A 14,021-nucleotide genomic window follows, 5' to 3' on the forward strand; every position below is an offset into this window, starting at 1 on the left:
AGAAAATGAAGAAAATGAGCAAATGGAAGTACACCGCAGTGCTCGCGCTCTGCGGCGTCGCGCTCGTCGGCTGCAAGCAGGCGCCGACAGGACAGCGTCAGGCCGAATACGCCGGTCTGACAATCACGACGGGTGATTACACGCTGACAGACACCTATTCGGCGACCATCCGCGGTCGTCAGGACATCGACATCTATCCGCAGGTTTCGGGCACCATCGCCGAACTCCGCGTCAAAGAGGGCGAAACGGTCCGCAAAGGACAGACGCTCTTCATCATCGATCAGGTCCCCTACAAAGCGGCGCTCCGCACGGCCGAAGCCAACGTCAAAGCCGCCGAAGCCGCCGTCGCGACGGCTCAGCTCACTTACGACAGCAAGAAACAGCTTTTCGCCAAGGACGTCATCTCGGAGTTCGACCTCTCCACGGCGCACAACAACCTGCTGAGCGCCCAAGCGCAGCTCGCGCAGACCGAGGCGCAACTGGTCAACGCCCAGAACAACCTCTCCTATACGGTCGTCAAGGCACCGTCGGACGGCATGGTCGGCACGCTGCCCTACCGCGTGGGCGCACTGGTGAGCGCATCGCTCCCGCAGCCGCTCACCACCGTATCGGACAATTCGCAGATGTACGTCTACTTCTCGCTCACGGAGAACCAGCTCCTCAACCTGACGCGCGAATACGGCTCGATCGACAACACGCTGAAGAACATGCCCGCCGTGCAGCTCCGGCTCAACGACGGCACGATCTACTCCCAGCCCGGCCGCGTCGAGTCGATCAGCGGCGTGATCGACCCCTCGACGGGCAGCGTTCAGCTGCGCGCCGTATTCCCCAACTCCGACCGGCTGCTTCACAGCGGCGGCGTGGGCAACGTGCTGATCCCGCGCGAACTGAAAAACCAGATCATCGTCCCGCAGTCGGCCACGTTCGAAACGCAGGACAAGGTTTTCGTTTATAAAATCGTGGACGGTGTCGCCAAATCGGCCATGATCGACGTGCTGAGCTCCTCGAACGGCCGCGAATACGTAGTAACCTCGGGTCTCACCCCGGGCGAAACGATCCTCGCCGAAGGCGTCGGTCTGATGCGCGAAGGCACGCCCGTGAAGATCAAGGGCGCACAACCCGCCCCCGCACAGCCCGCCGCCGCTGCGGACACGACCCAAACCGAAAAGGAGGAATAGCACATGACACTCAAACATTTCATCGAACGCCCCGTCCTTGCGTCGGTCATCTCCATCGTCATCGTCATCGCCGGCATCATCGGCTTGGCCACGCTGCCCGTGGAGCAGTATCCCGACATCGCGCCTCCGACGGTCATGGTGCACGCCAGCTATCCGGGCGCCAGCGCCGAAACCATCCAGAAATCGGTCGTCGTCCCCCTCGAAGAGGCCATCAACGGCGTGGAGGACATGACCTACCTCACATCCAGCGCCGCCGTAGGTTCGGCCAGCATCACGGTCTATTTCCGTCAGGGCACCGATCCCGACATGGCGGCCGTGAACGTGCAGAACAAAGTAGCCACCGCCACCGGTCAGCTGCCGTCGGCCGTAACGCAGATCGGCGTTACGACCATGAAGCGTCAGACCTCCATGGTGAAGATCTTCTCGCTGTACAGTCCCGACGACTCCTACGACGAGACGTTCCTCTCGAACTACACCAAGATCAACATCGAACCGCGCATCCTGCGTATTCAGGGCGTCGGCGAGGCTTTCACGCTGGGTGCCGACTACTCGATGCGCGTCTGGCTGAAGCCCGACGTGATGGCCCAGTACAAACTCATCCCGTCGGACATTACCGGCGTGCTGGCCGAGCAGAACATCGAATCGGCCACGGGTACGCTGGGCGAGAACTCGAACAACACGTTCCAGTACACGATGAAATACAAGGGCCGTCTGATGACCCCCGAGGAGTTCGGACAGATCGTCATCTCGGCTCTGCCCGACGGTGAAATCCTCTATCTGAAGGATGTCGCCGACATCGAACTCGGCAGCGAGTCCTACGCCTACAAAGGCTACACCAACGGACATCCGGGCGTCAGCACCATGGTCTTCCAGACGGCCGGATCGAACGCCACGCAAGTGGTCAACGAGATCGACGCCCTGCTCGAAGAGATCCGGGCCGACCTGCCCAAGGGCATCGAAATCGCCCACCTGCAGAGCGTGAACGACTTCCTCTACGCCTCGATCTTCGAGGTGATCAAGACGCTCATCGAGGCGATCTTCCTCGTGGTGCTCGTCGTGTACGTCTTCCTGCAGGATATACGCTCGACGCTCATTCCGACCGTTTCGATCCTCGTAGCGCTGATCGGTACGTTCGCGTTCCTCTCCGTCTCGGGCTTCTCGATCAACCTGCTGACGCTCTTCGCGCTGGTGCTGGCGATCGGTACGATCGTCGACGACGCCATCATCGTCGTCGAGGCGGTGCAGGCACGCTTCGACGTAGGCTACAAATCCTCCTACCACGCTACCGTGGACGCCATGTCGGGCATCACGTCGGCCATCATCACCTCGACGCTGGTCTTCATGGCCGTGTTCATCCCCGTCTCGATGATGGGCGGCACCTCGGGCGTGTTCTACACGCAGTTCGGTCTGACGATGGCCGTGGCCGTAGGCATCTCGGCCATCAACGCCCTCACGCTTTCGCCGGCCCTCTGCGCCCTGATTCTGAAACCCTATCTCGATGAGAACGGCGAGATGCGCGACAACTTCGCGGCACGTTTCCGCAAAGCCTTCAACACGGCATTCTCGGCAATGGTCGCCAAATACAAGCACGGCGTACTGCTCTTCATCAAACACCGCTGGCTCACATGGGCCACGCTGGGTCTGGCCATCGCGGCGCTGGTCGTACTGATGAAATCGACCAAGTCGGGTCTGGTGCCCGACGAGGATCAGGGTACGATCATGGTCAACGTAACCACGGCTCCGGGCACATCGCTCCAAGAGACGCACGTGGTCATGGAGGAGTTCTCGGACCGCATCAAGGATATTCCGCAGATCCGCGACTACATGCAGGTCGCCGGCTACGGCATGATCGCCGGTCAGGGTTCCTCCTACGGTATGTGCATCATCAAACTCAAGGACTGGAAGGAACGCCCCGACAAGCAGGACGCCGTGAACGCCGTGATCGGTCAAGTCTACGCCCGCACGGCCGACATCAAGGATGCGCAGATCTTCGCCGTCGCACCCCCGATGATTTCGGGCTACGGTACATCGACCGGTTTCAGCATGCACCTGCAGGATAAGACGGGCGGCGAACTGAGCGACTTCTACAACATCTACCTCCAGTACATCGCAGCGCTGAACCAGCGGCCGGAGATCGAACGCGCCTACTCGACCTTCAACATCAACTTCCCGCAGTACATGGTCGACATCGACGCCGCGAAAGCCAAGCGTGCGGGCGTCTCGCCGAGCACGATCCTCTCGACGCTGGCCGGCTACTACGGCGGACAGTACGTGTCGAACATCAACCGTTTCTCGAAGATGTACTACGTAACGCTCCAAGCCGATCCGAAGTATCGTCTCGACACGGAGTCGCTCAACAACGTCTTCGTCCGCACGGACAGCGGCAAGATGGCTCCCTTGAGCCAGTTCGTCAACCTCACGCGCGTATACGGATCCGAAGTGCTGAACCGCTTCAACATGTACTCTTCGATCGCCATCAACGGTACGCCGGCCGACGGCTATTCGTCGGGCGATGCCATCCGGGCGATCCGCGAAGTGGCCGAGCAGGTGCTTCCGCACGGCTACGGCTACGAATTCGACGGCATCACGCGCGAGGAGGCCCAGACGAGCAGCAACACGCTGATTATCTTCGGCATTTGCGTGCTGTTCATCTATCTGATCCTCTGCGCGCTGTACGAGAGTTTCTTCGTACCGTTCGCGGTCATTCTGGCCGTTCCGTGTGGTCTAATGGGTTCGTTCCTCTTCGCCAGAATGATGGGATTCGAGAACAACATCTACCTCCAGACGGGTATCATCATGCTGATCGGTCTGTTGTCGAAAACGGCCATCCTGATCACCGAGTACGCCGCCGACCGCCGCCGTGCCGGCATGAGTCTCACGCAGGCCGCCGTCTCGGCCGCCAAGGCCCGTCTGCGTCCGATTCTGATGACCGTGCTCACGTGCGTGTTCGGTATGATCCCGCTGGTGCTCTCGACAGGCGTAGGCGCCAACGGCAACTCGACCCTCGGCTCGGGCGTCGTGGGCGGTATGATCGTCGGCACACTGGCGATGCTGTTCCTCGTTCCGACGCTCTTCATCGTCTTCCAGACGTTGCAGGAGAAGTTCCGGCCGGTGGAATTCACGACCCCCGATTGGGCGGTCAGCGCCGAACTCGAAGAGGCGGACAAGATCGACAATGCTGACGTAACCAAAGAGAAGTAACATGAAAAAGATCATAATTCTGTCCGTTGCAGCGCTCATGTGCAGCTGCGGCATCTACAAACCTTACAGCCGTCCCGAAGTTCAGACCGAGGGTCTCTACGGCCCGGGGATCGAAACGACGGACACCGCGACGCTCGGCAACCTGCCTTGGCGCGAGGTCTTCACCGACCCCCGTTTGCAGACCCTCATCGAGGAGGGGCTGGCCAACAACACCGACCTGCAATCGGCGCAGTTGCGCGTCGAAGAGGCCGAGGCCACCCTCAAGTCGGCGCGTCTGTCGTTCCTGCCCTCGTTCAACTTGGCTCCTCAAGGGGGCGTGAGCAGCTTCGACAACTCGAAGGCTTCGTGGACCTACAACATACCCGTTACGGCCAGCTGGGAGATCGACATCTTCAGTCGTCTGCGCAACAGCAAACTGCGCGCGAAGGCTCTCTACGCTCAGAGCGAAGAGTACCGTCAGGCCGTGCAGACGCAGCTGATCGCCGGCATCGCCAACTACTACTACACGCTGCTGATGCTCGACGAGCAGTACGACATCACGGCCGAAACGGCCGAGAACTGGCGCCGGAGCGTGGAGACGATGCGCGCGATGAAGGAGGCCGGCATGACCACGCAGGCCGCCGTATCCCAGAGCGAAGCGACCTATTATTCGGTGGTCAACTCGCTCAAGGACCTCGGGCAGTCGATCCGCGAGACGGAGAACGGCTTCTCCGTACTTCTGGGAAGCGCCGCGCGCAACATCGAGCGCGGCACGATCGCCGAACAACAGATCCCCGAAGAACTCGCTGTGGGTGTCCCCGTGCAGATGCTCTCGAACCGCCCCGACGTACGTTCGGCCGAGTCGACGCTCATGTCGGCCTACTACGCGACGGCTGCGGCCCGTTCGGCGCTCTACCCGAACCTCACGCTCAGCGGTACGGTGGGGTGGACCAATAACGCCGGTTCGCTGGTCGTCAATCCGGGCAAGCTGCTGCTCAATGCCGCGGCGTCGCTTCTGCAACCCATCTTCAACGCCGGCTCCTATCGGGCACAGGTGAAGATCGCCAAGGCGCAGCAGCAGGAGGCGCTGCTCAGCTACGAGCAGACGCTCCTCAATGCCGGCAAGGAGGTCAACGACGCACTGAACCAGTGCCAGACCGCCCGCGACAAGAAGGAGTACCGCGAACAGCAGATCGCCTCGCTCGAACGCGCCGTCGAGAGTACGGAGCTGCTCATGAAACACGGCACCTCGACCTACCTCGAAGTGCTCACGGCACAGCAGGGATTGCTCTCGGCACGCCTCACGCAGGTAACCGACCGCTTCGACGAACTTCAGGGTTTCGTGAACCTCTACCAAGCTCTCGGCGGAGGCCGTGAAACGACGCAGGACGCACCCCATGAAACACAGCGTTGATACCCGAAGGCTGATTATCGAAGACATGCAGCGTCTCATGATCCGCGACGGCCTTCGGGCCGTGCGGATCAATGAACTCGCCAGCCATCTCTCGATCTCCAAGCGCACGCTTTACGAGCTCTTCACCGACAAACTGTCGCTGATCGACCAGTCGCTCACGGCGCTTTTCGGACAGTGGGAGGAGTCGGTCGCCGAACGGCTCGCGCAGCCGGCCGGCAGTTACGAAAAACTCGTCTGGCTGCTCGGAGAGTACGTGCGGCAGCTCAACGTAACGGGAATCCGTCTGCTGCGCGAGCTGCATGCCGCCGAGGAGAACTATCCCGCTTTCGTGTCGTGGCTGAAATCGTGGAAGGCCAACTTCTGCAATCTGCTGTGCGACTGCATCGCCGAAGGGGATTGCATCGCCGATACGCAGACGGCCGCCGTTACGCGCGGACTGATGATGTCGCTCTTCGTGGCACGCCTCAACGGAATCCCGCGCAACGAACAGTACGACTTCGGCTGTACGATCCTGCGCGGCATTTCGACCCCGGCGGGAACCGAATTGCTCGAACGGCTGAAAACGAACGGCTGAGACTCCTGATGAAAACGAACGGAGCGCACCTTGCGAGGTGCGCTCCGTTCGTTTCAATAAGACCGATCCTTCGGATTCCGGGCCGGCCCCATTCCGCTCTCCATGCCGTCCATTCCATCGGTCCTGCGTCTTGCCGGGCCGTCCGCCGCGATCACCGCAGGCACGGTCGGAAGCAATCGGTCCGGCCGGATGCAGAGAGCTACGGCATCCGGGCTATGCATCCTGCGTCTTTCCGGCCGGCACGACGTCGGTCATGAGCCAATCCGCGGTCAGGGAGCACGTATTCCCGCAGCGTACGAAGCCCTCTGCGGTCGAATCCGTCGACCGCAGAACGTCTACCGTACGGCCCTCAGTCCGCGACGCGAAGCGGTCCGACAAGCCTCGAAAATCGGGTTCCGCACCTGTCGAAGCTCATCCCGGCCGGAGTGAAACAGTCGAACGACGGTTTGCCGGATCGCTTCTCGTCGGATCGGACGGCAAACCGTCAGAAGGAGACGCCCACGCGCAGACCGAACGAATTGATGTTGTCCATCGAATAGACCAGCAGACTGCCGCTGTTGGTCGAATAGCCGTAGTAGAGCGCCACATGGAATCCGTAACGCTGCGAAGTCCACGGGAAGATGCTCACGCCGATTTCGGGCTGCACATAGAATCCCCACGTGTCGTCGTAGTGCTTGAAGATCGAATAGTAGGAGGCCATCTCGGCATAGTTGGCACCCAGTTTCACGCCTACATAAGGCTCGAACACCCTATCTTTCATAAACGTATAGCGGGTCGTTACGCCGAACGGCAACTGGAAAAGCGAGTGTTTCTGATTCGTGGTCATCGCCGTCCCGGGTTTGAGCTGGAGCGTCTGGCGCGGAATGTTCTCGAAATTGGTGTGGTAGGAGATGAAGGGACCCACCGAAAATTCAGGCGTAACGAAGTAGCCTCCCTCGAAGTTCATGCCCCAGCCGGTGGTCTTGTCGGCGAAGCTGCTGCCCACGGGCACGTTGAGCTGCCAGTCGACGTTGATGTAGGTGTCGGGTATGATCTGCGCTTCGGCGGGCCGGAAGGCCGCGAGCGCCGCGACGGTCAGCACCGCCGCCAGATATTTCGTCGTTTTCATAGTCATACGGATTATTTACGGTTATTTCGTCAGAGTGGGCGATTGGACGAACGCCTGATTCACGCCTTCGATCGTACGGTTCATATTCAGCGTCTCCGACGGCGAGAGCAGCCCGCCGATGAAACTGTCCCAGAGCACCGGCAGTTTCTTGCCGGTCTGCCGATCGCCTTCGAGATCGAGAATCTCCGTCAGCAGCGAACCGGCCGTGTAGCCGTAGTAGACGGGGAAAGGGTAGTGCCATCCGATCCAGTCGCCCCAATAGCCCGGCGACCAATAGTAGGGATAGTACCACCACCAATAGGGGTAGTCGTATCCCACGAAATAGGTTACGCGCTTCACGTAGCTGAGCTGCACGCCCAGATCGGCAGCCTCTTTGTCCTCCACGCGCGTGAAGTTGCGGGCATCGAGATTGTCGGCGACGGCCCGGATGATCTTCAGAGCGCTCTCGTCCTTCCAGTACTCCGTCTTGTCCGAACTGCCGATCAGCAGAATGCTGTCGGGGAGATAATAGGTGTCGAATGCGGCGAAGTCGGTTTCGGGATCGCAGGCCGTATAGACCAGATAGTCCCTGTGCAGGTCCGATGTGGACGGCTCCTTTTCGCACGAAGCGATTGCGACGCCCAAGAGCGCAATCAGCAGGCAATGGATTTTTTTCACGGTCATAGTTTCACTATTTTTAGAATGCAGTAAAACCCCTACCTCCAAATTCCGTTCCTTATTCGACGGACGGAAATTAGTTGCAGCCGGAATTGCAGAGCATTCTCCGCTTCCGCGCCTCCGTTTCCCGATCCGGCACCCGGCACCGAAGGAGGCTCCGCCGCCGAATGCCCGCAGAGCGCTCCGCACCGCCCGGATGCGAAGCAGAACTTCAACCGACGCGATACCGAGCCGTTGCCGACCCCGGCATCGCTTTCGGCACACCCCCGATCCCCTCCCCTCGGAAAAGGGAAGGTCCAACAGCTTCTTCCAACCGTCCGGGTATCGCATATTCGGAATTGCACTCGGACAGGAGTACGAACGAAAAGAGGGTGTCTGAGATCGGTCAGACACCCCCTTGCGCCGAAAAGGCCGCCGTCTAAGGACAAACCGTCCCTAATGCGCCTCCAGCCAGTTCCGGCCCACGCCGCAGTCGGTTACGAGTTTCACGCGCAGCGACGCAGCGGCTTCCATCGCCTCGCGCACGATCTCCACCACCCGCTCCTGCTCGTCGCGCAGCATGTCCACCACCAGTTCATCGTGTACTTGCAGGATCACCTTCGAACGGATGCCTTCGCGCCGGAACGCACGGCTCACGTTGATCATGGCGATCTTCATGATGTCGGCGGCCGAACCCTGTATGGGGGCGTTCACGGCATTGCGCTCGGCCAGTCCGCGCGCCACGGCATTGCGCGAGTCGATGTCGTTCAAATACCGGCGCCGGCCGAAAATCGTCGAGACGAACCCCTCCTCCTTGGCCCGTTCGACCACGCGGTCCATGTACTCCTTCACCTTGGGATAGGAGGCGAAATAGCCGTCGATGATCTCCTTGGCCTCCTTGCGGGGAATTTCGAGCCGCTGGCTCAGACCGAAAGCCGAAATGCCGTAGATGATGCCGAAATTGGCCGTCTTGGCCTTGCGCCGTTCGTCGGGCGTAATCTCCGCGATCGTTTTGCCGAAGAGGCGCGCGGCCGTCGCGGCGTGGATGTCCTCGCCGTGTTCGAAGGCGGCGATGAGCGACTCGTCGCCCGACAGATGGGCCATCAGCCGCAGTTCGACCTGCGAGTAGTCGGCCGACAGCAGCACGTGGTCGCCGTCCGAGGGGATGAATGCCTGCCGTATGCGGCGCCCAAGTTCGTCGCGCACGGGGATATTTTGCAGGTTGGGGTTCGCCGAAGAGAGGCGGCCAGTGGCGGTAACGGCTTGGTTGAACGACGTATGGATGCGGCCCGTCGTGCGGTTCACCAGCTGGGGCAACGCCTCCACATAGGTCGAAAGGAGCTTTTTCACGCCCCGGTACTCCAGAATCAGATCCACGATCCGGTGTTTGTGCGCAAAACTCTGCAAATACTCCTCGTCGGTCGCGAACTGCTTGGTCCGGGTCATCTTGGGTTTCTCGGCGATCCGCATCTTCGCGAAAAGCACCTCGCCGAGCTGACGCGCGGAGTTGATGTTGAGCGACGGCTCGTCCGCAAGCACGCGGATCTCCCGCTCCAATTCTCCCATCTTGGCATTCAGTTCGACGGCGTATTCGGCCAACGCTCCGCAGTCGATGCGCACGCCGGCCGTCTCGATGTCGGCCAACACCTCGATGAGCGGTTCCTCGATTTCGAAATAGAGGTGCTGCAACCCGATCCGCTCGACCTCGGGCCACAACACCCGTTTGAGGCGGAGCGTAACGTCGGCATCTTCGCCGGCATACTCCTTCACCCGGTCGAGCGCCACCAGATCCATCGTCAGCTGCTTCGCACCGCGGCCTATGAGCGACTCGATCTCGATGGGTTTGTAGTCGAGGTATTTCATGGCCAGCGCATTCATGTTGTGCCGCCCTTCGGGATCGAGCAGGTAGTGCAGGATCATCGTGTCGTATTTCGGGCCGGCGATCCCGATTCCGATGCGACGGAGCACCACGAGGTCGAACTTCATGTTCTGACCGATCTTGGCGATCCCGGGATTCTCGAACAGGGGCTTCACGATCGCGGCATACTCCGCACTGTTCTCCTCCGTGAAGGGGACGTACCACGCATGGTGGGGTTCGACCGCAAGCGACAGCCCCACGATGCGGTCGTTGAAGAGATCGAATCCCGTGGTCTCCGTGTCGAAGCAGAACTCCGCGCAGGTTCCGATCCGCTCCACAGCATGCCTCAACTGCTCGGCCGTTTCGACGAGTACGTAGTCGTGCGGCGTGGTCTGTGCCGTGGCGAAAGCCGTTTCGGCCTCGGCCTGCAACTCGGAGGCAGGCACCCCGTCCGGAACCCGCACCGGTTCGGACGTTTCGGCCGGCTCGGCGAAGAGATCGCCCTGCCCCGCCAGCGCGGCCCGTTTCGCGGCGGCCGACTTGGCGCGCGCCACCTCGGCGAGCTGCGTCTGCGCCGCCTGCCGGGGTCCGTCGGCGATCGGTTCGGGAGGCGCCAGATTCGCCAGATCCGAAGCGAACATCTTGAAATCCAGCTCGGCGAACAGAGCCTGCAAAGCGTCGATGTGCGGCTCGCACACCGTAAGGTCCTCCTCGCGGAACGGAATCGGCACATCGAGACAGATGGTCGTCAGCCTCTTGGCCAGCAGCAGTTTGTCGCCCCATGCGGCGATCTTCTCGGCCTGTCTGCCGCCGATCCGGTCCACATTCTCCAGAATACGCTCTACGGGCCCCCATGTCTGCACCAGTTTGCAGGCGCCTTTTTCGCCGATGCCCGGGACCCCCGGAATGTTGTCCGACGCATCGCCCCACAAGGCCAGAATGTCGCGCACGAGCGTGGGATCGTCGATGCCGTACTTCTCGCGGATCGCCTCGCGGTCCACGATCTCGATGCCGCCGTCGCCCTTCTGTTTGTAGATGCGGCAGCGGTCGCCCACGAGCTGTCCGTAGTCCTTGTCGGGCGTTACCATGTAGACGTCGTATCCGGCTTCGGCTCCCCGTTTGGAGAGCGTACCGATCACGTCGTCCGCTTCGTAGTTCTCGACTTCGAGGATCGGAATGCACATCGCCTCCAGAATCCGCTTGACATAGGGGATCGAAAGCAGAATGTCCTCCGGGGTCTCCGTGCGGTTGGCCTTGTACTCGGGATAGATCGCGCGGCGGAACGAACCACCCTTCGGGTCGAACGCCACGCCCAGCAGATCGGGACGCTCGCGTTTCTGGATGTCGCGCAGGAACTTCGTGAAACCGAAGACCACCGAGGTGTTCATGCCGGCCCGGTTGCGCATCGGCCGGCTCATGAAGGCGTAGTAGTATTTGAATATCAATGCATAGGCATCGACCAGAAAGAGTTTTTTCATAATCGGATGATTTTATGGTTCTCTTCGGCCGCACCGCAGGATGCGGCGGCGCATGCCGGCCCGGGCGACGATGCCCGTCCCGCGCAAATCCGCAGCGGAATCATCGGTTGTCCTCCGCCGCCCATTCGGCATAGGAGGTTGCCGTTTCATAGAGTCGGAGCGCATGGAGCGAAATTCCCTCCGGCAGGCGCGGTGCGATGCGGGCCGCGAAGTCGGCGAGCAAGTTCTCGCAGGTGGGTTGGTAGGAAGTGGTAACGATGTTGCCGAAACGCCGGCCGAGCGCTTCGATCAGCGGGCCGGCCGTTTCGGTCGCCCGCAGCACGAGCGCATGGTCGAGCCGCGCGACGACCTCCTCGTTCACGATGCGTTTGAGCACGCCGAAATCCATCACCATGCCGCATTTGGGATCCTCCGTCCGCTCCGACGGAATGCCTTTCACCGTTACGAACAATCGGTAGGAGTGGCCGTGTATCTCGCGGCACGCCCCGTCGTACCCTTCGAGGGCGTGCGCCGCCTCGAACGAAAATTCCTTGGTCAATCTGATTACTGCCATATCCGCAAAGATACACAACAACGGCCAAACCGCAAGGAAAAACGCGAATTTATCCGCTCCGCCGCCCGACGAAAAAGACCGCCGTCCGAACAACGGACGACGGTCGGAAAATCCGCCGGCTCCGGACCTCACTCCGCAAGGAAGGTCCGCGGCTCGTACATCACGATGCCCGTCTGACCGGCCGCCTCCTGCACTTTGCGGTACTCCTTCATCAGCACCCCCAGCTCCGAGAGTTCCACGCGGGCCTTCACTTCGGTAAAGAGCGACGACAGGAGCGCCATGAAGCTGTCGGGCGTTTCGAGCACCTCCGTTATGCGGTAGTTTCCGTCCCTGAGCTCGGCCTTGTCGGCCGCCACGGCGATTGCCTCCCGAAGACCGCCCGCGGCATCGACCAGACCGATGCCCAGCGCGTCGGCCCCGGTCCATACACGTCCGCCCGCAATGTCGAGCACCCGCTCCAGCGGCAGGTTGCGGCCTTCGGCCACATGCTCCGTGAAGGTCGCATAGACCTTGTCCACGCCGCGCATCACCGACGCCCGCTCGGCAGGAGTCAGCGCGCCCGTGATCCCCATGTCGGCCGAGGTGTTGGTCTTCACCCCGTCGAGGGTGATGCCCAGTTTGTTCTTGAGCGCATCCACCGTATTGAGATACATGCCGAACACACCGATCGACCCCGTGAGGGTCATCCGGTCGGCGACGATGGCGTCGGCCGGACAGGAGATGTAGTATCCGCCGCTGGCGGCATAGGAGCCCATCGAAACGATCACGGGCTTCGTGTCGCGCAGCAACTCCATCTGGCGCCAGATGACGTCCGACGCGAGGGCGCTGCCGCCCGGAGAGTTCACGCGGAGTACGACGGCCTTCACGCGGGCGTCGGTGCGCAGCTCTTCGAGCCGCCGTGCGAGCGTATTGCCGAAGACGTCGCCGTAGTCCCCCTCGCCGTCTACGATCGCTCCGTCGGCATAGACCACGGCGATCTGCGAGGAGGAGACATTTCTCAGGTCCCCGCTCACCTGCGAGGCATACTCGCCGAGCGTTACGAACGAAAACCCGCCGTTCCTGCCGCCGGCGACCCCCAGATTGCGGAACACGTCGTCCATCGCATCCTCGTAGATCAGGCCGTCGACGAATCCGTATTGCAGGGCATCTTCCGGAAGCGTTACCGACAGTTTATCGGCCAGCTCGTTGAGCGTCTCGGGTGCGATGCCGCGCGCCTCGCTCACGGCCTCGACGATCGTCCCCCACATCGAATCGGCCAAAGCCTGCATCTGCATCCGGTTGGCTTCGGACATCGCGGTCATGATATAAGGCTCCACGGCGCTCTTGTATTTGCAGGCCGTGGGACGGAAGACCTCGGCCTTGAGGTCGAGCTTGTCGAAGAGCCCCTTGTAGAACATCACGTTCATCGAAAGCCCCCGCCAGTCCATCGCCCCTTCGGGCTGCATGAAGATGCTGTCGGCGGCGGTGGCGAGGTAGTACTGTCCCTGCGAATAGGTCTCGTTGTAGGAAACCACGAATTTGCCGCTCCGCTTGAAGTCGAGCAGCGCCGCGCGCAGCTCTTCGACGAGCGCCGTCCCCTCCACGCCTCCCATGCCGTTCATGCGCAGGTAGACGCCCTCGATGCGGTCGTCCGCCTTGGCCGCCTCGAGCGCCCGCAGCACCTTCAACAGCGGCAGACGGCGCGTCGTCCGAAGCGTCGCGAAGTCCACTCCGGCGAACGGATCGGCCGAAGGCGAATCGGTTATCACGTCCGCGAAGTCGATCTTAAGAATCGAATGCGGCTTTACGGACACGACCGATTTCTCCATCGAGCCGGCGACGCCCAGCAGCAGGAAGAGCCAGAACAGGAAGGTCAGGATACTGCCCACGACCACGGCGAGCAGGCAGGAAAGAAATACTTTCAGAAAGTTCATAGTTTCGTTTTTTAACGGTCAAAATGCTTGTCTCTACGCTCTCGCGTGATGCAAATATACGTATTTTTTCGAAAAACAAATAATATTTATCGTTAAACGATAAATATTTTCGTCTTTTTATGGCATAAA

The 14,021-nt window shown here is 60.9% G+C and carries 9 protein-coding genes; 4 read left to right on the forward strand and 5 right to left on the reverse strand.

All coding sequences use genetic code 11. The features are described from left to right. Positions 1–5: 5 nt before the first annotated feature. Genes BN3659_RS04395 through BN3659_RS04410 form a run of 4 tightly spaced genes read left to right on the forward strand, consistent with a single transcriptional unit; the run spans position 6 to position 6,346 of the window. Positions 6–1,178 (forward strand): efflux RND transporter periplasmic adaptor subunit, encoded by a 1,173-nt coding sequence (locus BN3659_RS04395; RefSeq protein WP_410488790.1) that lies wholly within the window; start codon positions 6–8, stop codon positions 1,176–1,178. 3 nt (positions 1,179–1,181) lie between these two features. Further along, positions 1,182–4,379: an efflux RND transporter permease subunit gene (locus BN3659_RS04400; protein ID WP_091534883.1), complete on the forward strand. Its 3,198-nt coding sequence runs from the start codon at positions 1,182–1,184 to the stop codon at positions 4,377–4,379. Between the two features lies 1 nt (position 4,380). Beyond that, positions 4,381–5,772, forward strand: coding sequence for an efflux transporter outer membrane subunit (locus BN3659_RS04405; RefSeq protein ID WP_091534884.1), 1,392 nt, complete (start codon positions 4,381–4,383; stop codon positions 5,770–5,772). Beyond that, positions 5,756–6,346 (forward strand): TetR/AcrR family transcriptional regulator, encoded by a 591-nt coding sequence (locus tag BN3659_RS04410; RefSeq protein WP_091534886.1) that lies wholly within the window; start codon positions 5,756–5,758, stop codon positions 6,344–6,346. The genes BN3659_RS04405 and BN3659_RS04410 overlap by 17 nt, the downstream gene beginning before the upstream one ends. A 484-nt stretch (positions 6,347–6,830) precedes the next feature. Here the strand turns inward: BN3659_RS04410 and BN3659_RS04415 are convergent, their stop codons facing one another. The 5 genes from BN3659_RS04415 to sppA form a co-directional block, all read right to left on the reverse strand. After that, positions 6,831–7,454 carry an outer membrane beta-barrel protein gene (locus BN3659_RS04415; protein ID WP_091534887.1) on the reverse strand — a complete coding sequence of 208 codons (624 nt, stop codon included), beginning with the start codon at positions 7,452–7,454 and terminating at the stop codon, positions 6,831–6,833. Between the two features lie 21 nt (positions 7,455–7,475). Then, positions 7,476–8,117, reverse strand: a complete 642-nt coding sequence (locus BN3659_RS04420) for a DUF4136 domain-containing protein (RefSeq protein WP_091534889.1) — start codon at positions 8,115–8,117, stop codon at positions 7,476–7,478. Positions 8,118–8,546: 429 nt separating this feature from the next. Beyond that, positions 8,547–11,426: a DNA polymerase I gene (polA, locus tag BN3659_RS04425; RefSeq protein ID WP_091534891.1), complete on the reverse strand. Its 2,880-nt coding sequence runs from the start codon at positions 11,424–11,426 to the stop codon at positions 8,547–8,549. Between the two features lie 100 nt (positions 11,427–11,526). After that, positions 11,527–11,979: a 6-pyruvoyl trahydropterin synthase family protein gene (locus BN3659_RS04430; RefSeq protein WP_171847702.1), complete on the reverse strand. Its 453-nt coding sequence runs from the start codon at positions 11,977–11,979 to the stop codon at positions 11,527–11,529. A 128-nt stretch (positions 11,980–12,107) separates the two neighbouring features. After that, on the reverse strand, positions 12,108–13,892 hold the full coding sequence (gene sppA, locus BN3659_RS04435; RefSeq protein ID WP_091534894.1) for a signal peptide peptidase SppA: 1,785 nt from the start codon (positions 13,890–13,892) through the stop codon (positions 12,108–12,110). Positions 13,893–14,021 lie beyond the last annotated feature (129 nt).

This window comes from Alistipes sp. CHKCI003 (assembly GCF_900021155.1).
Taxonomy (GTDB): domain Bacteria; phylum Bacteroidota; class Bacteroidia; order Bacteroidales; family Rikenellaceae; genus Alistipes; species Alistipes excrementavium.

Bases quoted from the DNA above. Each gene is read 5' to 3' on its own strand.
- BN3659_RS04420 (WP_091534889.1), bottom strand. From the start codon at position 8,117: ATGACCGTGAAAAAAATCCATTGCCTGCTGATTGCGCTCTTGGGCGTC.
- sppA (WP_091534894.1), bottom strand. From the start codon at position 13,892: ATGAACTTTCTGAAAGTATTTCTTTCCTGCCTGCTCGCCGTGGTCGTG.
- BN3659_RS04405 (WP_091534884.1), top strand. From the start codon at position 4,381: ATGAAAAAGATCATAATTCTGTCCGTTGCAGCGCTCATGTGCAGCTGC.
- polA (WP_091534891.1), bottom strand. From the start codon at position 11,426: ATGAAAAAACTCTTTCTGGTCGATGCCTATGCATTGATATTCAAATAC.
- BN3659_RS04410 (WP_091534886.1), top strand. From the start codon at position 5,756: ATGAAACACAGCGTTGATACCCGAAGGCTGATTATCGAAGACATGCAG.
- BN3659_RS04400 (WP_091534883.1), top strand. From the start codon at position 1,182: ATGACACTCAAACATTTCATCGAACGCCCCGTCCTTGCGTCGGTCATC.
- BN3659_RS04395 (WP_410488790.1), top strand. From the start codon at position 6: ATGAAGAAAATGAGCAAATGGAAGTACACCGCAGTGCTCGCGCTCTGC.
- BN3659_RS04415 (WP_091534887.1), bottom strand. From the start codon at position 7,454: ATGAAAACGACGAAATATCTGGCGGCGGTGCTGACCGTCGCGGCGCTC.
- BN3659_RS04430 (WP_171847702.1), bottom strand. From the start codon at position 11,979: ATGGCAGTAATCAGATTGACCAAGGAATTTTCGTTCGAGGCGGCGCAC.